This window comes from Enterococcus casseliflavus NBRC 100478 (assembly GCF_001544095.1).
Classification (GTDB): Bacteria; Bacillota; Bacilli; order Lactobacillales; family Enterococcaceae; genus Enterococcus_D; species Enterococcus_D casseliflavus.
Map to the genome: position 1 here is coordinate 100,431 of NZ_BCPT01000006.1, position 25,386 is coordinate 125,816.

The following is a 25,386-nucleotide window of genomic DNA, read 5'->3' on the forward strand; positions in this document are numbered from 1 at the left end:
CTTTACTACTTGCTTGATCTGCTAGTTAGTTTTGTGCGCCAATCATTACGTGATTGGCATCCACCTGTTTATTGAAAGCTTTGATCAGATTAATGGTCACCACACTGGTTTCTGCAAAATAATCCGCAGCCTGCTGCTTATTTTTATTAAAGACGATCGGTAAATAACCGAGATAAAAGAAAAGATTGAATTGTAATACGTAGCGTCCGCATAGCTCGCGAATCAACACGGTTTGCCAGCTGAGTTCTTCCTCTACAAAAGAAACCACTCGAATGCCAAAAAGCATTTTTCCAATCGTTTGACCATGATTTAGCTTTGTCATTAGAACAAAATAGCCTAGATAGATTGCTAAGGCACAGATGTTGTAAAGGCCAAACCGCTGATTGGTTGCCGTTAAATTCGCTAAATTGTAGATACTACCGATCGTTATTTGGGTAATCGCTCGGATCACCAACACATCAACGAGATAAGCAAAGAAACGAATCCAAAACCCAGCAAAAAAGTAGCTAGGAAAATCATTGAAGAACCGTCTGTCTTCTGCCTGTTTTTCAGGTTCTTCATACCGTTGCCAGGCTTGTTGTTTTTCCTCGATCTCGCTTTGGGTATACTCTTCTTCCTTAAAAGACGTCAAGACTTGTTGGTAAAAATCATAGGGATGATTTACTTGTGCGTTCCTCATCGCTTTGTTGGCAGTTACTGGTTCGGTTGTTTCTGAAACCTGCGCTTCAGTTTGCACATCCGTATGATTGGTTGACGGTGTCGAGGTTTCCCGCTGTTCCCTTTGATCGATTGACGAACTTGTGTGATTGTCATCCCTTGACGATGTGCCAGCGGAATACTTGTTTTTCTCTGTCATAGTCATTCACCTCCATAGTAATAAAGAGGTTTCGGAGCATCGCTGGTTCCAAGGCTTTCCATCAATTGGATCACTCGCTCTGTGTTTGATTCTTTTAACCCTTGCAGTTCGGCTAAACTTGAACCTAACCAAGTAGAAGCAAATCCAGTAGAGGAAACATCATAGCTGAAAATCTCGGCATCTTCCAAGCCTAGATCTGCTTGCATTGCTGCTAATGTATCTTCAGGAAAACCGATTTCATCCACTAAACCAACAGACACTGCTTGCTGACCATCATAGATACGGCCATCAGCGATCTTTCTAACGGCTTCTTCTGTCATGCCACGTCCTTCTGCTACGATTTTTACGAACCGACCATAGGCATTGTCGACATAGGTCTGCAAGACTTCCTTGTCGGCTTCTGTGGGTTCTCTCGTTGATGAACCTACATCTTTTAGTGCGCCACTTTTATACGTATTGTCTTCGATCCCTAGCTTTTCGAATAAGCCAGCATAGTTTAGCCCTGACATGATCACCCCGATTGAACCAGTAATGGTTTCATCCGTTGCAAAAATTTTATCAGCACCTGCCGAGATATAATAACCGCCACTGGCTGCCATGTTTTTCATACTGACATACATTGGAATCCCTAACTCTTTGATTTTTGCTAACTCACGAGCGATCTCCGCACTTTCATAGACGCCGCCTCCTGGCGTATTGACTTCCATCAAGATGCCCCCAATAGTTGGATCTTCTTGGATCATCCGTAATTCTTCTAAAAATCGCTGATGATCATAAGATTCTGTTGTGAATAAGCCACCACTGGAGCTGCTGGCGATGGTTCCTTCTAAAGATAAGCGAACAATACGATTGTCTTGATCTCCGGCAACTAACGTTGTCTCTTCGATCGCATTACTTCCGTAGAACAAAGCATTTAACCCTTGCAGCGTTTGAGTTTCCTCTTGCTCTGGACGATTTGTGATTACTGAAAAAACCCCCGAGCAGATAAATAACCCTGCTGCGATCGCCGCTGCGATCCATCTTCTTTTATTCATTTTCCCACCTAACTTTTCACCTTTCCCATTTTTAGTATAGATTTTTGATGACGATCACTGCTTCTTCGTCTCCAACCGCATCAAATTTCTCGCTTTTTTCAGCTAAGACGTAGCCACCAAAAAACTCCTTTGTCAGTTCATCCTGGACTTCGAATGTTTGCGCGGTTTCCACGGTGACTGATCCAGGCAAAATTTCTTGCAAGCTGTCCCAGCCCGTATCCAACATGACCTTTGTTTCATCTGTGACATTAGGATCTTTTTCTATCGCAGCTACCATTTTCTTTAGCTCTGAAAAAGTCATACAATTTACAAATTCTGGCATTTCATTCCCTCACTTTCTTACTTTTTTATTGTAGCGAACTTAAAAAAAAAAGCATAGCTTTATGAGGAAATTTCTTGGGAATCTTAATCGACAAAGCTATGTCAGCTGTTTTGATTTCCTTTAAACAGGTTCAAACCAACCTTACCAATAACTATACCAATCATTTTTATATAACTTTGAGTTGACAGAAACAGGAATAAATATTATGATATTGCTTGTATTTCTATAAAATATCTCACAAGGAGGATAGATAGACCAATAAGGATAGCGCCTGATCTGGAAACAGATGACGAGGAAAGAGTTTATCGAAACATTCGGCGGATGACTCTAGGGACTGCACTCTACAGGCAAGAACAAATCTCATCGTAAGGTGATGACAAAGACTTGCTACGCAGATAGAAATACATAATGCCAAACTAAATTTTTTTGAAAGTAGGATTATCATTATGTGTGGAATTGTAGGAATCGTAGGAAAATCAAATGCAGAACGAATTATTTTGAACGGATTGGAACGCTTAGAGTATCGCGGCTATGACTCAGCAGGTCTTTATGTCGCTGATCGGACTTCGGATCACTTAATTAAAGCCCAAGGAAGAATCAAAAACTTGGAAGAAAAAGTGACTTCTGAAGTAACAGGAACGATCGGTATCGGACATACCCGTTGGGCGACCCACGGCAAGCCATCAGAAATGAACGCTCATCCTCATACTTCAGCAAACCAAGCACTCGTGTTGGTTCATAACGGTGTGATCGAAAACTTTGAAGAGCTTCATCAAGAATATTTAAGCAACCACCAATTTGAAGGTCAAACAGATACGGAAATCGTTGTTCATTTGATTGAAGCATTGAAGGAGCAAGACAACAGCACGACCAAAGCAGCCTTTAAAAAAGCTTTGTCCTTGATTCGCGGCTCTTATGCCTTTGCCTTAGTAGAAAAAAATGATCCAGAAACCATTTATGTTGCCAAAAACAAAAGTCCTTTATTGATCGGTTTGGGAGATGGGTTCAATGTCATCTGCAGCGATGCCTTAGCAATGCTCGATCAAACGACTCATTTTGTTGAGATCGAAGATGGCGAAATGGTGACCGTAACAGCCGATGCGATCGAAATCGAAGATCCAAAAGGAAACCTTGTGTACCGTGAATCTTATGAAGCACAACTAGATCTGACTGACATCGAAAAAGGAACGTACCCTTACTACATGTTAAAAGAAATCGATGATCAACCAACTGTGATGCGCCGCTTGATTCAAGAATATCAAGGAGAATCTGGTGAAGTAGTGATCGATCCAGCGTTAAAAAACGAACTTTTAGCTAGCGATCGGATCTACATCATTGCTTGTGGTACCAGCAATCATGCTGGCTGGGCAGCAAAAGCCATTTTAGAAAAACTAACACAGATCCCTGTTGAGGTTCATTTATCTAGTGAGTTTGGCTACAACATGCCATTGTTGTCAGCAAAACCCTTCTTCTTGTTCTTATCACAAAGTGGTGAAACGGCAGATAGCCGTCAAGTATTAGTGACAATCAACCAGTTAGGTCTTCCTAGTCTGACGATTACCAACGTTGCTGGTTCTACTCTTTCACGAGAAGCGAACCATACCTTATTGCTTCATGCTGGTCCAGAAATCGCTGTTGCCTCTACAAAGGCGTATACGGCACAGATCGCAGTGATGACGTTATTAGCAAAAGCCATTGGTGATGAAAAAGCTGTTCCTGAAGCATTGGACTTTGATGTTTTCCACGAACTAAGCATCGTTGCTTCTGCAATGGAGGCTTTAGTGGATGAAAAAGCTGTTATCAGTCAATTTGCTGAGGATTTCTTATCTGATACCCGCAATGCGTTTTACATTGGTCGTGGGAATGATTACTATGTATCGATGGAAGCGGCATTGAAATTAAAAGAAATTTCTTATATCCAAGCGGAAGGCTTTGCGGCTGGTGAATTGAAACACGGCACCATCGCGTTGATCGAAGAAGGTACACCAGTGATCGGTGTGATCACGGAAGAAGTGACCGGCTCTCATACGCGAGGCAATTTGAAAGAAGTCGAATCTCGTGGGGCTCATACCCTTGTGATCGTTAGCCAAGAATTAGCAAAAGCGACTGATCAAATCATTTTACCAAATGTTCATCCATTGGTAACCAGCTTAGTGGCAGTCGTTCCAACACAGCTGCTGGCTTACTTTGCCACTTTACAGCGCGGATTCGACGTTGATAAACCAAGAAACTTAGCAAAATCCGTTACCGTTGAATAAGTTTTTTAAAAGATTGAAACCGAATTGGTTATCTTCTGTATAATAAAAAGAACTCCTCGTTCGATGACTCGATCGTTCATAGGGGTTCTTTTTTTCTTGTCTACTGCACAACAAATCCGAAAAGACTTTTAAAAGCAACTATCCTTCGCAAGGCTTGCCCACTGCGTCTCCTCTGTTAAGCGTTGCCGACAAAATCGTTGACAAGTTTCTCTAATTCGCAAGTTGGCTTCTTGCTGGTAAGTAGACAAAAAAGACGACCAAAGGATATCTTTGATCGTCTTACTTCTTCGTTTATTCCGCACCGATTTCCTCTCGAACGACCGCTGCGATTTTTTCAACATAGTAATCGACTTTTTCAATGGTCGGCGCTTCTGCCATCACCCGAAGCAATGGTTCTGTTCCTGAAGGGCGAACCAAGATACGGCCTTCGCCGTTCATTTCTGCTTCTGTCTCTTCCACGATTTTACGGATAGCTGGAACATCCATCGCGCCATTTTTATCTGTCACTCGAATGTTGACAAGTTTTTGTGGATAGATCGTTACCTCTCCTGCTAATTCCGACAGTTTCTTGCCCGTTTGTTTCATGATATTCAATAGTTGAATTCCTGATAGCAAACCGTCACCTGTCGTATTGAAATCCAAGAAAATCATGTGACCTGATTGCTCGCCACCAAAATTATAATCGTTTTTACGCATTTCTTCGACGACATAACGGTCACCGACTTGTGTGATGACATCTTTCAGTCCAATTGCTTCCACTGCTTTATGGAACCCTAAATTGCTCATGACTGTTGTCACGATCGTTCCTTGGTTCAAGCGCTTTTGCTCCGCTAAATATTTCGCACAGATATACATGATTTTATCGCCATCAACGATGTTTCCTAGTTCATCTACTGCGATGACCCGATCACCATCTCCATCAAACGCAAGACCAGCATCCGCCCCTTTTTCAACGACAAATTCAGCTAACGCTTCAGGGTGAGTCGATCCCACACCATCATTAATGTTCAACCCGTCTGGAGACGTCCCCATTGTGAAGAATTCTGTTTCTAGATCGGCAAACAAACGATTGACACTTGTTGCTGTTGCGCCATTTGCTGCATCAACACACACCGTGATCCCTTCCAAATCATCAGGAATCGTTTGACGTAGAAATTGAGAGTATTTCAACAACCCTTCTGGAAACTCATCCACCGTCCCTAAGCCATCGGCAGAAGGACGTGGAAGTGTGTCTTCCGGTGCATCAAGTAATGCTTCAATTTCAGCTTCTTGTTCATCGACTAATTTAAAGCCATCATTCCCGAAAAACTTGATGCCATTGTCTTGTGCAGGATTGTGAGAGGCAGAGATCATTACACCTGCACTCGCTTTTTGCACTTTCGTCAAGTACGCAACACCCGGTGTAGAAATAACACCCAATTGGAATACCTCGATCCCGACAGATAATAGTCCAGCGATCAATGCATTTTCTAGCATCTGTCCAGAAATCCGTGTGTCCCGTCCCACCAAAACACGGGGACGGCGGTCCCCAGTTTCATGCTGACTTAATACATAGCCGCCGTAACGACCTAATTTAAATGCTAATTCAGGTGTCAACTCCTTGTTTGCTTCTCCTCTAACACCATCAGTACCAAAATATTTTCCCATTTTAATAACCTCTCTTATTCATTCTCTACAGTCAAACGACTAAGAACTGCTTGTCGTCGTGCTGCTTGCGGAATTCTCTGTTTGTTCTTGCGTCGTGTCGACTGTCGAAGAATTGGCTTGAGAATTCGCACTGTTCGTTGCTTCATCGCCATCATTGTTTGATTGATTCTCAGTAGTTGTTTCTGCAACCGGAGTGATTTGGATCGTCACTACTGTTGGATTGATCGTTGTTCCCTCTGGTACTGGAATCGTTACTGTCCGTTCGGTCGTGGTTGTGATCTCACTAACATCCACTGGGACACCGATCTGCTGGGTCTCATCCAAAATACTTTGTGGTCCTGTTAGCACCGCACTGATACTACTCATCCGGTAGATGTAATGAGAGATCCCATCTGGTGTTGTCCCCTGTTGAGTGACAAACAATTCAATTTCTTTGCTTGGTGCTTCCATCATCAATGCCACATCGACCGAATCTGGCTCAGGAATGATCGCTAAAGGATTGTTTTCACTATCCCAAGCCTCGATCGTTCCATCCACCGTGATCGAATCACCAGTAATATCATCTGGATTCACGATCGCTACCACTCGGTCGATTTCTGCCAGTGTCTTGTCGCCAGTAGTGATCTCTACTTCTTGCGGTTCAACACTCATTGAATCAACGCCGTAACCACTCGTTGCTCCATCAGTCGAGATGACTGGCTCAACGGTAAACGTTTGGGTGACTTTTTTCTCGATCGTCACAGTGACGGTTTTGGGTTCGATTTCGGCTGTCACACTTGAGCTAAGATTTTTCACTTCTAAAGGGACCTCATGGGTTCCTTCATCAAGTCCAGTCAAATCAGCAACTACTCGAAAGCTCCGCGTTTCCTCGCTACGTTCAGCATTCAATTGCACCCGATTTCGACTAGACAAAGTCACGTCTACTGTTGTTTCAAATCCTTGGATAAAGTATTCATCTGTGTCATAGGTGGTCTGAATCGGTACATTATCGATCTCTTCCTCATAAGGATTTGAAGTTCCTGCAAGGTTGACTTGCAGGCTTGATCCGCTGGCGATGAAAAACAGAACCAGACTAAAGAACAGCGCTAGTATACCATAAAATACGTTTTGACGACGTTCTTTCTTGATCATTTTCTTCCTCCTTTGTTGACCCCTTCAAAGAAAGATTGCAGCAAGTTGCGTTTACCAGGCTTTTCTTCTGGCACTAATTCGCGATTCAACACGTCGAGATACTCTTGTCGCGAAAGCTCAGTAAGCATCCGATTATTCAGGGTAATACTGACGTCTCCCGTCTCCTCTGAGACGATAATGGTCAACGCATCACTAACTTCTGAAATCCCGACAGCCGCTCGATGGCGCGTCCCAAATTCTTTGGGAATCAACGGACTTTCTGACAGTGGTAAGTAGGCACTAGCAACAGCGATCTTATCATCTCTTAAGATGACTGCACCATCGTGTAGCGGTGTATTGGGAATAAAAATATTGATAAGTAATTCGCCCGTCACGTCCGCATCTAAAGGAATCCCCGTTTCAATATATTCTTCTAACCCCGTCGTCCGTTCGATCGTGATCAATGCACCGATTTTTCGTTTTGCCATATATTGAACAGCTTTGTCCAACGCTTGGACCAACACTTCATCCCGTCGTTTTTCATTCTTAGAAGTCTTGAAGAAAGAGCTACGGCCAAGATGCTCCAGCCCTCGTCGAATTTCTGGTTGGAAAATAACAATCGCGGCGATCACCCCATATGTGATGACTTGATCCATCAACCAAGATAGCGTCTTTAATCCTACGATACCTGCCAAAAACCTTAGAACAATGAATAGGCCGACGCCTTTAAACAACTGGATCGCTTTTGTTCCTCGCACAAGCTGGATCAGCTTATAAACCAAGTACCAAACAACGATCACATCTAAAACATTTACTAAAAATGACCAAGAAAATATATCAAATGAGAGCAATTCTCTCCAATAATCTAAATTAAAAAAATCCCTGAAATTTATCAACATAAACAGCCTTCCTTTATTCTTAAGACTTCAGATAATAGTATAACATAGGACCTCTTCAAAGATTTGAAAAAAAACAAATTTATGAAAAAGTTTTGAAAAAATAAACAGCTCTTTTACTTAGTTTACCATTATCCTGAAATCATTGTTTGTCAAAGGTCTTAGAAGATTTCATCTAAACGAGCTTCTTGCACTCATTTCTTAGGAAAAACAACAAATGACCCTGAAAAACGGGTCAAACCGTTTTTCAGGGTCATTCCTCAGCGAGCGATTACTCTTGCTGACGGCGCTTTGCGCGCGCTGCACGCCGTGCTGCTCTTTCAGCGAGCTGCTCTTCGCTTAACGGCTGTTTTTCTCTTCGTACACGCTCCGTTTTTACTGCCGTTGGTTGTTCTGCATAAGTACTTACCTTTTTTTCAAGCTTTGCTCGTATTTTTTCTTCTTGACCTGCTAAGCGAGCATAGTTGTAGAAACGAGTTTTCGCATCTGAAACGGTTTTTTCAAACAACGCTTGCGCCGCATTCGGATTGGCAGACTGCAAGGATGCAAATCGAACTTGTGTCTGCATAAAGGCAGGCATTTGATCAAATGCTGGCTTTTTGAAATCGAGTGTAATTGGCTGTTTCCCTTTTTCTGCCAACAGCGGGTTATAGCGGTAGAGACTCCAATACCCCGATGCAACTGCTTCTTGTGCTTCTTTCAAGGATTGACCCATTCCGCCTGCAAGACCGTGGGTGATACATGGCGTATAGGCAATGATGATTGACGGTCCTGGGAACCGCTCGGCTTCTTCAAAGGCTTTGATCGTTTGCATTTGATTGGCACCAGATGCGATTTGTGCGACATAGACATGTCCGTAGGTCATCGCCATCATTCCTAAATCTTTTTTGGAAACAAACTTGCCACTCGCAGCGAATTTAGCAATGGCCGAAGTCGGTGTCGCTTTAGAGACTTGCCCCCCTGTATTAGAATAGACTTCATTATCTAACACGAGAATATTGACGTCTGCACCAGAAGCGAGGACATGATCGATACCGCCAAACCCAATATCATATGCCCATCCGTCACCGCCTATCATCCATTGGCTTGGCTTAACAAACAATTCTTTCTCCTGCAAGATTTTGTTCAGCTGAGGTGTTGTGGCAGCTTCAGCTTCTAAGGCGGCGATCAATTTTGCTGCTCGCTGCTGCGTCCCAGCACTTTCTTCTCGATGAAGGTCCCAATCATCAATCAAAGCCTGCAATTCTTCTGATACATTGGCTTTCAACGACTGCAGCTGGGCTGCTAATTTCTCCCGTCGGGTTTGGTTGGCTAAGAACATGCCATAGCCATATTCGGCATTGTCTTCAAACAACGAGTTTGACCAAGCTGGCCCTTGTCCTAAGTGATTGGTTGTATAAGGAGATACTGGTGAGGTTCCACCCCAAATCGAAGAGCAGCCGGTCGCATTGGCGATCATCATGCGATCACCAAACATTTGGGTCAATAGTTTCACATAGGGGGTTTCCCCACAGCCCGCACAAGCACCAGAGAACTCCAACAAAGGTTTATTGAATTGGGAGCCCAAAACAGTTCCTGGTTTTGCTGGATTTTCTTTTTGACGTAAAGTCATCGCAAAAGCCCAATTTAAAGCTTGTTCTTTTTGTTCTTCGTAAGGACGCATCGTCAAAGCTTTCCCTTTGGCGGGACATGCTTCCACACAAAGGCCGCAACCTGTACAATCTTCAACGGAAACTTGAATTCGATATTTTTGCCCATTCACGCCTCGCATCTCTCTGACGATAAAGCCTTCAGGTGCTTCGGTTAATTCATCTTCATCTGCCAAAAACGGACGGATCGCCGCATGAGGACAGACAAAAGCACACTCATTGCACATGGTACAGCGATCTGATAGCCACTCGGGCACTTCAACAGCGATGCCCCGCTTCTCAACCGCTGTTGTCCCGACAGGGATCACCCCTTCAGTCATTTGATTTCGTACGAGGGTACCTACGCTTAGTTGGTTGCCTTCTTGACGGTTGATGGGTTCCACGATTTCCCGTACAAATTGTGTTGTAGCAGTGGATGTCCTCTCCGGCACTTCGATCGTTGCCCACTTGCTTGGAACAGGGATTTCTTGTAATAATTCGATGGTGCGATCGATGGCTGCTTGGTTCTTTTCAACGATCGCCATCGATTTGTGCCGATAACTTTTCAGCGCCTCTTCTTTTAAAATCGGCAAGATTTCCTCGGTCGGAATGATGTTTGCCAAGTAAAAGAAGGCTGTTTCCATCGCGGTATTGATCCGCCCACCTAAGCCGACTTCCATTGCCAACTGCATGGCATTGATGGTATAAAAGCGGATCTCGTTTTCAGCAAGATAACGTTTCATTTTCTTCGGTAGATTTTTTAAGATTTGCTCTTGTGACCAGGTCGTATTTAATAAAAAGGTTCCGCCTTTTTTGAGTCCTTTCAGCAAATCATACGTATGCAAATACGCAGGCGTATGACACGCAACGAAATCCGCGTGTTCGATCAAATAGGTAGAACGAATGGGGGTATCCCCAAATCGCAGATGAGAAACCGTTAGACCACCAGATTTTTTCGAATCATAATGGAAATAGCCTTGTACATATTTTTCGGTATGGTCACCGATGATTTTGATTGCTGACTTATTTGCCCCGACGGTCCCGTCAGAGCCGAATCCCCAGAATTTCGCTTGGAAGGTGGATGGATCAGTTAGATCTAGCGTGCCCTTTGATGGCAACGACAATTGCGTCACATCATCCGTGATCCCAATGGTGAAGCGTTTCTTTTGGCTCGCTTTTGGCTTGAGCAATTCGTCATAAACGGCAACGATTTGATCAGGCGTCACATCTTTTGACCCAAGACCATAGCGTCCACCAATGATCGTCGGCCGAATCGCTGCATCATACATGGCACTTTGCACATCCAAAAGCAAAGACTCGCCATTGGCACCAGGTTCTTTGCTGCGATCCAATACAGCGATACTTTTAACGGTAGCAGGCAGTTTTTCTAAGAAGACTTCTAGTGGGAATGGTCGATACAAATGGATCGACAAGACCCCCACCTTGCGGCCTGAAGCGCATAAATGATCCACCGTTTGCTGGATCGTTTGCGTCGAGGACCCCATCGAAACGATGACTTCTTCGGCGTCCGAAGCACCATAATAATCCACTAAATCATAGTTGGTTCCTCTTAAAGCATTGATTTTTTTCATGTAAAAACGAACGATCTCAGGCAATGTTTGATAATGCTGATTGATCGTTTCCCGCTGTTGAAAATGGATATCAGGATTTTGATTCGTTCCACTCGTCGTCGGGTGATTCGGGTTCATGGCTTTTTGTCGAAAGGCAGTCAATTTTTCATGATTGACCAACTGTGCCAATTCCTCATAATCTAAGACCTCTATTTTTTGAATCTCATGACTGGTTCGAAACCCATCAAAAAAATTTAAAAATGGGATATTGGCTTCGATAGCTGCTAAATGAGCGACTGGCGCTAAATCCATTACTTCTTGGACACTGCTTTCCGCTAACATAGCAAAGCCTGTTTGTCGGGTGGCCATTACATCGGTATGATCTCCAAAAATATTCAAAGCATTGGTGGTCACTGCTCGGCTGGCGACATGAAAGACGCCTGGCAGCATTTCCCCAGCAATCTTGTACATATTTGGTACCATTAATAAAAGTCCCTGGGATGCCGTATAGGTCGTCGTTAAGGCGCCCGTTTTTAATGAGCCGTGAACCACACCGGCCGCCCCTGCTTCAGATTGCATTTCAACCACTTTCACCGGCTGCCCAAAAAGATTATGCTTTCCTTGAGCAGACCACTGATCCACTAATTCAGCCATGGTTGAACTAGGGGTTATCGGATAGATCGCCGCAAGTTCCGTAAAGGCATAGGAAATATAGGCTGCTGCCGTATTGCCATCCATTGTTTTTCTTTTTCTCATCTATATAACTTCCTTTAATCATCATTTTGCACAATAAAACACAATTCATTATAGCTGAAAATCAAGGAATATAAAAGCACAGTCAGGGGATTTTTCTTAATTTCGTGAAACGAAATACATAGTATTTAGCTCATTCTCCTCCTCTTTTCACAGACTTAAATCAAAAGACCTGAGGCTTTTCTTTCAGTAGAAACTTCGGTAAACTAAAAGAAAAAGGAGGAATCTTAATGGATATTTCAATCATCAAAGCACAGGAAACAAATGCGGTAACAGGGATACATATCGGAGACCCTTCCGCTAAACCGATCGTCGAATTTATGAATTTGCGCTGCCCTTACTGTCGGCAATGGTTTGAGGAATCGTTACCGATCTTAGGTGAAGCTGTCGCAGCTGGGAAACTACGCCGTGTCATCAAACTATTCGACAAAGAAAAAGAATCATTGCAACGAGGCAATGTGATGCACCGATTTGTTTCCAGTACAGATCCTCAGGCAACGATCGCTGAGATCACAAAAATTTATCAAACACAAGACGAATGGGGTCATTTATCTTTACCTGAAGTGGCAGAATATGCGAAAAATACCTTAGGGCTATCTGAACAAGACCATCCTGCGATCGCAGGAGAAATTGTGGAAGAAGCGAAAAACGCCAACATTCAATTTGTGCCAACGATTATCTTAGATGGGCACATTTTTGATGAATCGATCTCTGCTGAGGAATTAACTGCATTGATCAATGAATAACCACTAACAAAAAACAGGAGCCGATTTGACACTAAAATCCATGTCAAATGCAAGCTCCTGCTTTTTTGATTTCATTCACTACTTAGATTAACTGACTTGTTCACGCAAATGATCCGCAAATTCATTGATTTTGCGAATGCGATGATTGATTCCTGATTTCGAGATCGCTCCTGATGGAATCATTTCTCCTAGCTCTTTCAAGCTGACCTCGGGATGTTCCAAACGTAATTCGGCGATTTCTTGCAGCTTTTCAGGTAAAGCTTGCAAGCCAACTCGATCTTGAATAAATTCGATATTGTCGATCTGCTTCGAAGCAGCGTCGATCGTTTTGTTCATATTGGCGGTTTCGCAATTCACCAAACGGTTGACTGAGTTACGCATATCACGCACGATCCGCACGTCCTCGAATTTCAGCATGGAATTGGTGGCACCGATCAGTGTCAAAAAATCAGCGATTTTCTCAGCGCCTTTCAAGTAAGAGATATACCCATTTCTGCGTTCTAATGCACGGGCATTCAATCCATATGCGTTTAGCATATCGCAAATATCTTGGTTATGCTCCTCGTAGATGGAATAGATCTCTAAATGATAGCGGCTGGTTTCTGGATTGTTGATGGACCCAGATGCCATGAAAGCGCCTCGTAAATAGGAACGCATTTTTTGAGTATTGCCCATGATCTCATCAGAAACATGGCTTTGAAACATCAGCCCGTCCATGATATCTAAGTCCAAAAGCACGCGCTGTGTATCTTGCTTCAAACGAACGATGTAAACGTTGTTCTTTTTTAATTTCATTTTACGACGGACCAGCAATTCGCTGCGCACGTCGTAATGATCTTTTAGTAACGAATAGATGCGTCTGGCAATCGCCGCGTTTTCTGTTTGAACGTTTAAAACAAATTGTTGGTTGTTGATACTTAATGACCCATTCATCCGAATCAAAGCGGCCAATTCTGCCTTGGCATGTTCGCGATGAACTTCTAATGCGGTCAATTCTTTTTTTACTTCTGCTGCAAAGGACATAAAAAAATCCCTCCTTTCTTAGATTTTGGCCCCGTAAACGATACGTAGAAGTTCTTCAATCACTTTATCTCCGTCATGAAAAACTCCGCCATCTCTAAGCTCCAGAAAGTCAGCTGAAATGACACGGCTGGCTTCTTCTCGCAGTCCTTGGAAATCGTGTTTCACTTGTACAAGATATTCATCATAAATCTCTGGGTCCATATACCCTTCTGGAACTTTCTCGGTGTTGACTAACACCGTATCAATAAAGGGTTTGCCTAAATGCTTATGCAGGACCCGCACATGGTCGGCATCACTAAAGTGTTCAGTTTCACCTTTTTGGGTCATGATATTACAAATATAAACCGTTTCAGCTTGTGTTTCCAACATTGCTTGGCCGATCTCGCTAATCATGAGATTGGGCAAAATACTAGTAAAGAGACTACCAGGACCCAAGACGATCATATCTGCCTCCATAATTGAAGAAACAACTTTACGAGCTGCTTTCGGCTCATCATTATTTTCTTGATTACGAACAAAGACCCGATCGATCGTTTTGCGATCAACCGCGATCTTGGACTCTCCTACCGCTTCGGTGCCGTCTTTAAAAACAGCGTGCAACACCAATGGCAGATCTGACGAAGGATAAACTCGTCCATCGATATGCATGATTTTTGACAAAATTTGAATGGCTTCATAGGTACTGCTGCGCATTTCAGCAATCGCCGCAATAATCAAGTTCCCCAGGGCATGATTGGCTAAAAATTTGTCTTCGGCTTTAAAACGGTATTGAAAAATATCATTATACAGTTGCGGCATATCAGATAGAGCCGCCAAAACATTGCGCAGATCCCCTGGTGGCGAGATAGAGGAAACCAAATTGCGAATTTCGCCGCTGCTACCGCCATCATCAGCGACCGTAACGATCGCTGTGATGTCGACACCCTGATTCCGCAAGCTCTTCAGGATGACTGGTAACCCAGTTCCGCCACCTACCACAACGATCTTCGGCTTTCTGATTCGGTACGTTTTCATTTTCATGAACGATTCACCGTCTCTTTACGCTTATCTTTGTCGCGATGAGTAATATTGACGCGATAGTCTTCTGCCAAAACCGCACCGATGCGCTCAGATAATGCAACTGAACGGTGTTGGCCCCCAGTACAGCCGATAGCCACCGTCAAGCTGCTTTTGCCTTCCTTGACATAGCCTGGCATGATCGTTTGCAACAGTGTACTAAATTGCTGATAGAATTCTTCCGTTTCTGGAAAAGACATGACGTACTCATACACGGGTTCATCTTTACCCGTTAAAGGACGCAACTCTGGAATGTAATGGGGATTCGGTAAGAAACGAACATCCATCACAATATCAGCATCGATCGGCAAGCCATACTTGAAGCCAAACGAAAGTATTTCAATACGAAACCCTGTCTCATGAGAAGCACGAAATTCTTGATTGATTTTTTCTCTCAATTGCCGTGGGGTCAGCGTCGTTGTGTCGATAACAATACTGGCACGCGTCTTCAAATCGTTTAAGATCGCTCGCTCTTTGCGAATGCCTTCCGTAACTAAGCCATCCATCGCTAATGGATGTGCTCTTCTCGTTTCTTTGTATCTTGACACCAATTCATTGTCCGATGCATCTAAAAAGAGCATCCGTGTGTCGATAAAATTCGTGTTTTCAATATCGATCAGCATACTTTGGATTTCTTCAAAAAACGATCTTGAACGCAGATCGACAACTAAGGCAATTTTTGTCACTTTTCCTGATTCTTTGATCAGTTCCCAAAATTTAGGGATCAAGCTTGGGGGCATATTATCGATACAAAAGTACCCCATATCTTCAAAACTCTGGATCGCGACCGTTTTGCCGGCTCCGCTCATCCCAGTAATAATGACCAATTCTAAATGATCCACTTCAGTCATAGGTAAAACTCCTTTCTGAAACAACTCTATTATATCATGCCGGGCGTATCATTGGAACACCGGCATAAAAAAAGACGTTAGCTCAAAAAATGCTGCTAACGTCGCTATCAGCTTTAGATTGCTTGGCGATTTGCCAATGCTTTTTCGATCGTCCGATCAACTAAAATCGATTGGGCATCGACGACTGGATACGGATTATCAGTCACAAATTCATCCATCAAGGACAACTCGGTACATCCAAGCACTACGCTTTCACAGCCGATACGTTCGGTGACTTCTTCCAGTATCTCAAAGTAAAGTTCTTGATCCAAATGATCATTTTCTTTGATTCGATCATAGATCAATGTATTGACCTTTTTTTGGATCGTCGGCTCTGGAAGATAGACGTCAAGTCCGAACTTCCGCAATTCTTTTTCATAGATGCCAGCTTTGACACTGCCTTCTGTCCCAAGAAAGGCCACTTTTCCAGTGACGCCTTTTTCAAAAACGACTTTCGCAGCCTCACGAGGCATATGCAAAATCTCGATCTCAGTGGCAGCTTGCAGCTCATCAAAAAAATAATGGGCAGTGTTACAAGTCAACACAATAAAATTTGGGTTTAACAAATTTTGTTTTTCGATGTCGTCCATTAAATATGGAACAGGGTTTTCTAACGTGTTGTCTAAAATATATGCCGTCCGATCTGGGACTGTCGCATGATTGAATAAAACATAGTTCAAGTAATCTTGGTCTTTATGGGTCTGTGTCCGTCGGTTTAAAATGCGGACAAAACTTTCCGTCGCTAACGTTCCCATGCCGCCTAAAATACTAAAAAAATTCTCCATCTTCTAGCCTTCTTTCGTATGGAAATACGTTTTGAATCGTTTGTTGTACAGATGGAACATTCTCTTTAATAGAATCCAACGCTTTAGAGATAAGTCTTCTTTGTAAAAGACAGTCGTTCCCCAGCGATTCTCTGCTAATAATTTTTTTGCGCGTTCTTTCGCAGGATTTTCTTTTGCATAAGTCAAGAAAATGTTTTTTGGTACCCCTAGCCATAATTTCGCTTCAGGCGCGTCAGCTTTGCCATAAACCGTTTCTGTGTAAGGTTTTTCGAAGACTAAATCCTCTGTGATGAACTTCGCCAGATTCAATCCGCTTAAGGTAATAAAGAAACTGCTTCTTCCTTGACGCAAGTTGATTTCAAATAATTTATATTGACCGTCTCGCGCATCATATTTCAAGTCAAAATTGGCAAATCCAACATATTCGATCTCTTTTAAAAACTTACGGATCATTTGATAGATTTGATCATTTTCATCTGGAATGATCACGACATAATTCCCAACAGCTCCAGGCGTTGGATCCTCTAATAAAGGATGACCTAAACCCATCACGCGAACTTCGTGATTCTCATCAACATAGGCATTTAAGACCCGCATGTTGCTGTCATCGCCAGGAATAAAATCTTGGACGATCATTTCATATTGATAACCCGCTTGATAAATGCGAGAAACGATTTCTTCAAATTCTGTTCGATTGTCAATAATGAAGGCTTTCTTGCGCCCTTCAAAATCAACTGACAGCCACGCGACACTATTTGCTGGTTTCAAAGCCACAGGAAAATCAAAAGGCAGCTCTCCTTTGAACGTTCCTTCCGTCAACAGTTCAGGTGTTAAAATGAAGGTCTTAGGATAAGGCAAGCCATATTCCTCGCAAACTTCGTAAAAACTGACTTTATTGATCAACCGTTTTAATAGGGAATAGTCATTGGCAATAAAGGTATAATAAGGCTTCAATTCTTCTTTATGCTTCGCTAACAGTTCTGCATAGCCATCGCCGCAGGGAATCAATAAATATTTCATGGCAGGATCGTTGTAAGTATTTTTTCCTAACTTGATCAACGTCTCAGTGAATCCCGGATCATGGTCAAAACCTTCCACTTGATTGATTGTAACGATTTTACTAAAGCGGGTTGGCGCAAGTTCCGCACCAGCATAAGCAACTGATTGAATGCCATATGCTTCGTGGAATGCTCTGGCCATACCATAAACATTCATATCGCTTCCTAATAATATGGGAAGAAAATTTTCCTGACTCATCAAAAATCACTCTCTCTTTTGAATACGAAAAACGACCTCTCTCGTTTCGTTTAATTACAATAGAATTATAATACCACAAAGAAAAAAGCAATCAAAGTATCTATCTTTGATTGCTTTCTCCCACTTTGAACGGATAGAACTTATAGGCAGTTTATTCAATGCGAATATACGTATACCTATTGCTATTCTATCAAATAAAATTTTGATTTCAAGCCCTTATCATGAAATTTGCAGATATTTCACGCTTCCTTAAACTTTAGCGAAACCTATTGACAGACAAGTAAAAAAGTGAGTGCTCTTTTCCTTGCTTAAAGGACTTTTTTCAAATAATGACCGGTGTAGCTTTCAGAAACCGCAGCAATTTCTTCTGGTGTACCAGTTGCAATGATCGTTCCACCGCCTTCGCCACCTTCTGGACCTAGATCAATCACATGGTCCGCTGATTTGATGACATCCAAGTTGTGTTCGATCACTAAAACGGTATTGCCAGCGTCGACAAATCGTTCCAAAACTTTCAACAAACGGGCAATATCATCCGTGTGCAGACCAGTCGTTGGTTCATCTAAGATATAAAAACTCTTGCCATTGGAATTTTTGTGCAGTTCACTGGCAAGCTTCATCCGTTGCGCTTCCCCACCAGACAAAGTAGTCGCTGGTTGTCCCATCGTGACATAACCTAGACCGACATCGACGATCGTTTGCAATTTTCGATGGATTTTAGGAATATGTTGGAAAAATTCCACTGCATCTTCCACGGTCATATCTAAGATTTCCGAAATATTTTTTCCTTTGTAATGAACTTCTAACGTTTCTGAGTTATAACGTTTGCCATGACAAACCTCACAAGGTACGTAGACATCAGGTAAGAAGTGCATCTCGATCTTGATGATTCCGTCCCCTTTACATGCTTCACAGCGTCCACCTTTTACATTAAAACTAAAGCGGCCTTTTTTGTAACCACGGACTTTCGCCTCATTGGTTTTAGCAAATAAATCGCGGATGTCATCAAAGACACTGGTATACGTTGCTGGATTGCTTCGAGGCGTCCGACCGATAGGGCTTTGATCGATATCGATTAATTTCTCAATCGCTTCATAACCAGTAATGGTTTTAAAGCGACCAGGCTTGTTCGAATTCCGATTGATTTTTTGCGCCAAGGCTTTTTTCAAAATTTCGTTGACTAATGTCGATTTACCAGAGCCAGAGACCCCAGTAACGGCGACGAACTTTCCTAATGGAAAATCGACCGAAATGTTTTTCAAGTTATTCTCAGAAGCACCGGTCACACGAATCTTTTCACCATTGCCTTTGCGGCGTTGCGTTGGTGTCGGGATTTGTCGTTTTCCTGATAAGTATTGACCTGTTAAGGAAGACGCATTGGCTGCGACTTCATCAGGAGTGCCTGCAGCGACGATCTCGCCACCTGCGTGTCCTGCACCTGGACCGACATCGATCAAGTAGTCCGCTGCCCGCATCGTGTCTTCGTCATGCTCAACGACGATCAGGGTATTCCCAAGATCACGCATTTTCCGCAATGAATCTAGTAAGCGATCGTTATCCCGTTGGTGAAGACCGATCGATGGCTCGTCAAGAATGTAGAGCACCCCAGACAAATTGGAGCCGATTTGTGTTGCCAAACGAATCCGTTGCGCTTCCCCACCAGAGAGTGTGCCTGATGCACGACTCAAGGTCAAATAGTCCAATCCGACATTTTTCAAGAAACTTAAACGATCATCGACTTCTTTCACGATCGGACGTGCGATCATTTGCTCTTGTTCCGATAGTTTCAATTCTTCGACAAAGTTCAACGCATTGTTGATTGCCATCTCGCTCATTTCACCAATGTGTTTTCCGTTGACTTGCACGCACAGCGCTTGAGGGTTCAAACGATAGCCATGACAAGTTTTACAAGTCAATTCCGTCATATACAAACGCATTTGATCACGGGTGAAATCAGAGTTGGTTTCATGATAACGGCGCTTAATATTTGGTAAGATTCCTTCAAAAGCTACCTCAACATCACGCACGCCACCGAAATCATTCTCATAATGGAAATGGAAAATTTCGCCATTCGAACCATTCAAAATAATGTCTTTGTGTTCTTCTGGCAGCTCTTCAAAGGGTGTGTCCATATCGATATTGAACTCTTGACAGGCTTGTTCCAGCATTTGCGGATAGTACTGTGAACTGATTGGGTTCCAAGGTAATAGTGCGCCTTCACGCAACGTTTTGCTTTGATCGGGAATCACTAGGTCGACATCGACTTCTAGCTTCACACCAAGACCATCACAGTCTGGACAAGCACCAAAAGGCGCATTGAATGAAAAGAGCCGTGGCTCTAATTCACCAACTGTAAAGCCACAATACGGGCAAGAATAATGTTCACTGAAAAGCATCTCTTCTTGACCAATCACATCGACTACCGCATAGCCATCAGCTAAACGTAATGCCGCTTCAAAGGAATCAAACAGACGAGAACGGATGCCTTCCTTTACAACGATTCGGTCAATGATGATGGCAATATCATGCTTTTTATTTTTTTCTAATTCAGGCGCTTCGGAGACATCATAGACTTCGCCATCCACCCGCATCCGAACATAACCTTCTCTTTGGATACGTTCGAAGACTTTTTTGTGCTGCCCTTTCTTTTGATAAACGATAGGTGCCAACAATTGGATCTTGGTGCGTTCTGGTAATGCCAAAACTTCATCCACCATCTGCTCAACCGACTGACTAGTAATCTCAATATGATCATTGGGACAGATTGGGTGACCGATTCTGGCGTAAAGAAGCCGCAGATAATCATTGATTTCAGTAACCGTCCCCACTGTTGATCGCGGGTTCTTGCTGGTGGTTTTTTGATCGATAGAAATCGCTGGACTAAGTCCATCAATGCTATCTACGTCGGGTTTATCCATTTGCCCTAAAAACTGACGGGCATACGCCGATAGACTTTCGACATACCGGCGCTGTCCTTCGGCATACAACGTATCAAATGCTAAGGAGCTTTTCCCTGAACCCGAAAGACCAGTTACAACAACGAGCTGGTCTCTGGGAATCGTCACATCGATATTTTTTAAATTATGGGCCCGTGCCCCATGGATCACGATTTTATCATTTGCCATATTGTTTCTCCTTCTAATCAGCAGCTTTTAGCTCAAGAATAGTATCTCTCAAGGTAGCAGCCGTTTCAAAATCCAGTGCTTTCGCAGCATCTTTCATTTCTTTTTCTAATTTCAACAACAAGGTTGCTTTTTCTTCACGACTCAATTCTTCATAAGAAGTCGCGGTGTATTCGCCAGTTTCTTCCGCCACTTTCGTGATCGCGATCAGATCGCGAATCTCTTTGATGATGGTTTTCGGTACGATTCCATGTTCTTCGTTATAGGCTTCTTGAATACTTCGGCGTCGCGCTGTTTCGTCGATCGCTCGCTGCATCGAATCGGTCATTTTATCGGCGTACATAATTACTTTTCCTTCTGAGTTACGAGCTGCTCGTCCGATGGTTTGGACTAATGAACGCTCGCTGCGCAAGAAGCCTTCCTTATCGGCATCAAGGATCGCAACCAGGGAAACTTCTGGGACGTCTAACCCTTCTCGCAGTAAGTTGATTCCGACCAGTACATCAAATTCACCGAGCCGCAGGTCGCGAATGATCTCTGTTCGTTCCAATGTTTTGATGTCACTGTGCAAGTATTTGACTTTGATCCCTAATTCTTTAAAGTAATCCGTCAAATCTTCAGACATTTTTTTCGTCAAGGTCGTGACAAAGACCCGTTCATTTCGCTCAACTCGCTCATTGATTTCTCCTACTAGGTCGTCAATTTGACCCATGATCGGTCGTACTTCGATCACCGGATCTAACAGACCAGTCGGACGAATGATTTGTTGAATGACGGTATCGGTTTGATCGTATTCATATGGTCCAGGTGTTGCTGAAACATAGACGATTTGATTGACATGCTTCTCAAATTCTTCCAAGCGTAACGGACGGTTATCCAGTGCAGAAGGCAAACGGAAGCCATAATCCACTAACATTTGTTTTCTAGCACGGTCACCATTATACATCCCACGAACTTGCGGCATGGTCACGTGGGATTCATCAATAACGATCAGAAAGTCATCAGGAAAGAAATCTAATAACGTATAAGGCGGTTCGCCTTCTTTTCGTCCATCCATGTGGCGAGAGTAGTTTTCGATTCCTGAGGTATACCCCATTTCTCGCATCATTTCAATATCATAGTTGGTTCGCTGCTCTAAACGCTGTGCTTCCAGCAGCTTATTTTCTGCTCGCAAAACTTTCAGTCGTTCATCGAGTTCACTTTGTATCGAAGCGATCGCATGTTCCATATGGTCTTCATTGGTCACAAAGTGAGTTGCCGGAAAGATCGACACATGTTCGGTGTCACTCATGATCTCGCCCGTCAAGGCATCGACTTCACGAATCCGATCGATTTCATCGCCAAAAAACTCAATGCGTAACGCTCGCTCATCACGAGAAGCTGGGAAAATCTCCACAACATCGCCACGTACGCGAAAACGTCCCCGTTGAAAATCGATGTCGTTTCGTTCAAATTGGATCTCGATCAATTCTTTTAATAGTTGATCGCGAGACTTTTCCATCCCTACTCGTAAAGAAACAACCTGTCTGGCATACTCGATCGGCGAACCTAAACCGAAAATACAAGAGACAGAAGCTACAACGATCACATCGTTTCTCTCTAATAAAGAACTTGTGGCCGAGTGACGCAACTTATCGATTTCATCGTTGACACTGGAGTCTTTTTCGATGTATGTATCACTGGAAGGAACATACGCTTCTGGTTGATAGTAATCATAGTAACTGACAAAGTACTCGACCGCATTATTTGGGAAAAAGTCCTTGAACTCGCCATATAATTGTCCAGCCAGTGTTTTATTATGGGCAATGATCAATGTCGGTTTATTGACTTCCTTGATTAGATTAGAAATCGTATAAGTCTTACCGGTCCCAGTGGCTCCCAACAAAATCTGTGCTTTTTTTCCACCGACCACCCCGTCAACCAATTGATGGATCGCTTCTGGTTGATCCCCAGCTGGTTGATATTTTGATACTAAGTCAAATTCATGGGAAGTTGTTCTTTCGATCATCTTCATTCCCCCTCGATTATTCTAAACGACAACAAAAAAAGAAAAACTCGCTGCCGCTTTTCCATAAATAAGTATATCATAGCGAACATACTTTCGCCATCATTTGCTATGAAAGTTTCATGCGATTAAGCATAACTTAACATGTTTGATTTTCTAACATCTGATGTGAGGTTTAAGCAATTTTGTCATATTTTTAAAGAGAAAGACTTGTGTGTTGAAGAAAAAATCCATATAATCTATAAATACGTTATATCTAAAGGGGGAATTTTCTTGAAAAGAAAACACATGTCCTTCGCTTTAATCGCGCTGATTATCAGCATTTTTACGCTATCAGTAAAGTCAGCAAGTGCGGAGGAAACTACGTATAAGATAGGAACAGATTTAACATTTGCTCCTTTCGAATTCCAAAATGAAAATAATGAATACGTTGGGATCGATATAGATTTATTAAACGCGATCGCTGAAGATCAAGGTTTTGCAGTTGATTTACGTCCTTTAGGTTTTGACGCCTCCATTCAAGGCGTGCAATCAAATCAGTTAGATGGCATGATTGCTGGGATGAGCATCACTGATGAACGTAAAGAAACGTTTGATTTCTCAGATCCTTATTTTGATAGTGGGATTCAAATGGCGGTAGCTGCTGACAATGACAGCATTACTAGCTACGAAGATCTTGAGGGCGAAACGGTCGGTGCAAAGGTTGGTACCGAAAGTGCCCGCTTTTTAGAAGAAAATAAAGACCAATATGGCTACGACATCAAACTTTATGATGACGCTACTGGGTTGTATGGCGCTGTACGCAATGGTACTGTGGCAGCCGCTTTTGATGATTATCCAGTGCTTGGCTATGCCATCAACAACGGCGAACCGATGAAACTTGTCGGCGAACCTGAAAAAGGTGCTTCTTACGGATTCGCTGTCAGAAAAGGCCAAAATCAAGAACTACTTGAAAAATTCAATGCTGGTTTAGCCAACATGAAAGCTTCTGGCAAATACGACGAAATCGTCAATACTTACATCACAACGTCTGATTCAGATGCAGACACCAGTGAAATGGTGAAAGTCGAACCAAAGAAAGATGTTTACCGAATTGCCAGTGACTCCGCCTTCGCTCCTTTTGAATTCCAAAATGAAGACAATGAGTATGTAGGGATCGATGTTGATTTAATGAATCGGGCGGCAGAATTGCAAGGGTTCAACATTGAATTCAATTTCATCGGTTTTTCAGGAGCTTTGCAAGCCTTGGATGGTAACCAAGCAGATGGGATGATCGCTGGGATGACGATCACTGATGAGCGTCGTCAATCCTACGACTTCTCAGACTCTTACTTTGAAAGCGGCATTCAGATCGCTGTAAAAGAAGGCAATGATCCCATCAATTCCTATGAAGATCTAGATGGACAAACCGTTGGTGCGAAAGTGGGAACAGAAAGTGCAGACTTCTTGATCGCCAACGAAGAAAAATATGGCTATTCGATCAAATATTATGATGCGGCCGATCAATTATATGCGGCTGTTAACGGCGGACAAATCGATGCCATGATGGATGATTATCCAGTGATCGGTTATGCCATCAGCCAAGGTCAAAAACTAGTGACACCGATTGAAAAAGAATCTGGCGGTCAGTACGGTTTTGCGGTGAAAAAAGGCCAAAATCCTGAACTGATCCAAATGTTCAATGAAGCATTGAAAGAAATGAAACGGACTGGCGAGTACGATCAAATCATCAATAAATACATTGAAGATGGCTCTGCCACAGAAAAACGAGTGGATGAATCAACGATCACTGGTTTGATCAGCAACAACTATAACGTCTTATTAAAAGGTTTATGGAATACCCTTTTACTAGCATTGATTTCTTTTGCCTTAGCATTAGTGATCGGCATCATTTTTGGACTATTTAGTGTTGCTCCAATCAAAGCATTGCGGGTTTTTGCAGGGATCTATGTTGATATCATTCGTGGTATTCCTATGATGGTATTGGCTTTCTTCATCTTCTTCGGACTTTCCGATGCCATTGGTATCACGATTCCCGACTTTGCAGCCGGGGTCATTACATTGACTTTAAATGCCAGTGCCTATATCGCTGAGATCGTCCGTGGCGGGATCAATGCGGTGCCAAAAGGTCAGATGGAAGCCTCTCGAAGTTTGGGGATGACCTACACTCGGACAATGCAGAAAATCATTTTACCGCAAGCGATCAAAATCATGATTCCATCTTTCGTTAACCAATTCGTTATCTCGTTGAAAGATACAACGATCATCTCGGTTATCGGAGTCGTAGAATTATTGCAAACTGGGAAAATCATCGTTGCTCGGACTACGCAAAGTACCTATGTTTACTTGATCATCGCGATTATTTACTTAGTCGTGATCACAGCTTTAACGAAACTTGCAAAAGTTTTAGAAAAGAAGGTGAAATAG

The 25,386-nt window shown here is 42.9% G+C and carries 17 protein-coding genes; 3 read left to right on the forward strand and 14 right to left on the reverse strand.

The features are described from left to right. Positions 1-25 precede the first annotated feature (25 nt). Genes ECA1_RS06920 through ECA1_RS06930 form a run of 3 tightly spaced genes read right to left on the reverse strand, consistent with a single transcriptional unit; the run spans position 26 to position 2,212 of the window. Positions 26-856, reverse strand: coding sequence for an RDD family protein (locus ECA1_RS06920; protein ID WP_060792067.1), 831 nt, complete (start codon positions 854-856; stop codon positions 26-28). A gap of 2 nt (positions 857-858) precedes the next feature. Continuing rightward, positions 859-1,890, reverse strand: a complete 1,032-nt coding sequence (gene sppA / locus ECA1_RS06925) for a signal peptide peptidase SppA (protein ID WP_005225962.1) — start codon at positions 1,888-1,890, stop codon at positions 859-861. A 31-nt stretch (positions 1,891-1,921) separates the two neighbouring features. After that, positions 1,922-2,212, reverse strand: coding sequence for a hypothetical protein (locus tag ECA1_RS06930; protein ID WP_005225961.1), 291 nt, complete (start codon positions 2,210-2,212; stop codon positions 1,922-1,924). 446 nt (positions 2,213-2,658) lie between these two features. On the opposite strand from ECA1_RS06930, the gene glmS reads away from it, so the two are divergent. Beyond that, on the forward strand, positions 2,659-4,470 hold the full coding sequence (glmS, locus tag ECA1_RS06935; RefSeq protein WP_060792068.1) for a glutamine--fructose-6-phosphate transaminase (isomerizing): 1,812 nt from the start codon (positions 2,659-2,661) through the stop codon (positions 4,468-4,470). 291 nt (positions 4,471-4,761) lie between these two features. Here the strand turns inward: glmS and glmM are convergent, their stop codons facing one another. From glmM to nifJ, 4 genes are all read right to left on the reverse strand, one after another. Beyond that, a complete protein-coding gene (gene glmM / locus ECA1_RS06940; RefSeq protein WP_005225959.1) occupies positions 4,762-6,117 on the reverse strand; it encodes a phosphoglucosamine mutase in 1,356 nt (451 codons plus the stop codon). 39 nt (positions 6,118-6,156) lie between these two features. Beyond that, a complete protein-coding gene (locus ECA1_RS06945; RefSeq protein WP_005225958.1) occupies positions 6,157-7,248 on the reverse strand; it encodes a CdaR family protein in 1,092 nt (363 codons plus the stop codon). Next, positions 7,245-8,126, reverse strand: coding sequence for a diadenylate cyclase CdaA (gene cdaA / locus ECA1_RS06950; protein WP_005235688.1), 882 nt, complete (start codon positions 8,124-8,126; stop codon positions 7,245-7,247). Before cdaA ends, ECA1_RS06945 begins: the two co-directional genes overlap by 4 nt. A gap of 268 nt (positions 8,127-8,394) precedes the next feature. Beyond that, the gene (gene nifJ / locus ECA1_RS06955; protein ID WP_060792069.1) at positions 8,395-12,078 is read right to left on the reverse strand and encodes a pyruvate:ferredoxin (flavodoxin) oxidoreductase; all 3,684 of its coding nucleotides are present in this window, start codon (positions 12,076-12,078) and stop codon (positions 8,395-8,397) included. Positions 12,079-12,305: 227 nt separating this feature from the next. Here nifJ and ECA1_RS06960 point away from each other — a divergent pair, with 227 nt between their 5' ends. Continuing rightward, positions 12,306-12,821 carry a DsbA family protein gene (locus ECA1_RS06960; RefSeq protein ID WP_016610143.1) on the forward strand — a complete coding sequence of 172 codons (516 nt, stop codon included), beginning with the start codon at positions 12,306-12,308 and terminating at the stop codon, positions 12,819-12,821. Between the two features lie 87 nt (positions 12,822-12,908). Here ECA1_RS06960 and whiA read toward each other — a convergent pair whose 3' ends face one another. The 7 genes from whiA to uvrB all read right to left on the reverse strand — a co-directional run bounded on the left by whiA (position 12,909) and on the right by uvrB (position 22,962). Then, positions 12,909-13,844, reverse strand: coding sequence for a DNA-binding protein WhiA (gene whiA / locus ECA1_RS06965; protein ID WP_005225954.1), 936 nt, complete (start codon positions 13,842-13,844; stop codon positions 12,909-12,911). Between the two features lie 18 nt (positions 13,845-13,862). Beyond that, a complete protein-coding gene (locus ECA1_RS06970; RefSeq protein ID WP_010748165.1) occupies positions 13,863-14,864 on the reverse strand; it encodes a gluconeogenesis factor YvcK family protein in 1,002 nt (333 codons plus the stop codon). Next, positions 14,861-15,751 carry an RNase adapter RapZ gene (gene rapZ, locus ECA1_RS06975; RefSeq protein WP_005225952.1) on the reverse strand — a complete coding sequence of 297 codons (891 nt, stop codon included), beginning with the start codon at positions 15,749-15,751 and terminating at the stop codon, positions 14,861-14,863. Before rapZ ends, ECA1_RS06970 begins: the two co-directional genes overlap by 4 nt. 113 nt (positions 15,752-15,864) lie before the next feature. Further along, positions 15,865-16,575, reverse strand: a complete 711-nt coding sequence (locus tag ECA1_RS06980) for an amino acid racemase (RefSeq protein ID WP_060792070.1) — start codon at positions 16,573-16,575, stop codon at positions 15,865-15,867. Positions 16,576-16,578: 3 nt separating this feature from the next. Further along, complete coding sequence (locus ECA1_RS06985) at positions 16,579-17,832, reverse strand: carboxylate--amine ligase (protein ID WP_016610145.1); 1,254 nt, start codon at positions 17,830-17,832, stop codon at positions 16,579-16,581. Positions 17,833-18,140: 308 nt separating this feature from the next. After that, complete coding sequence (uvrA, locus tag ECA1_RS06990) at positions 18,141-20,957, reverse strand: excinuclease ABC subunit UvrA (RefSeq protein WP_060792071.1); 2,817 nt, start codon at positions 20,955-20,957, stop codon at positions 18,141-18,143. Between the two features lie 13 nt (positions 20,958-20,970). After that, positions 20,971-22,962 carry an excinuclease ABC subunit UvrB gene (uvrB, locus tag ECA1_RS06995; protein WP_015509603.1) on the reverse strand — a complete coding sequence of 664 codons (1,992 nt, stop codon included), beginning with the start codon at positions 22,960-22,962 and terminating at the stop codon, positions 20,971-20,973. Positions 22,963-23,232: 270 nt separating this feature from the next. Here uvrB and ECA1_RS07000 point away from each other — a divergent pair, with 270 nt between their 5' ends. Next, positions 23,233-25,386 (forward strand): amino acid ABC transporter substrate-binding protein/permease, encoded by a 2,154-nt coding sequence (locus ECA1_RS07000; protein WP_060792072.1) that lies wholly within the window; start codon positions 23,233-23,235, stop codon positions 25,384-25,386.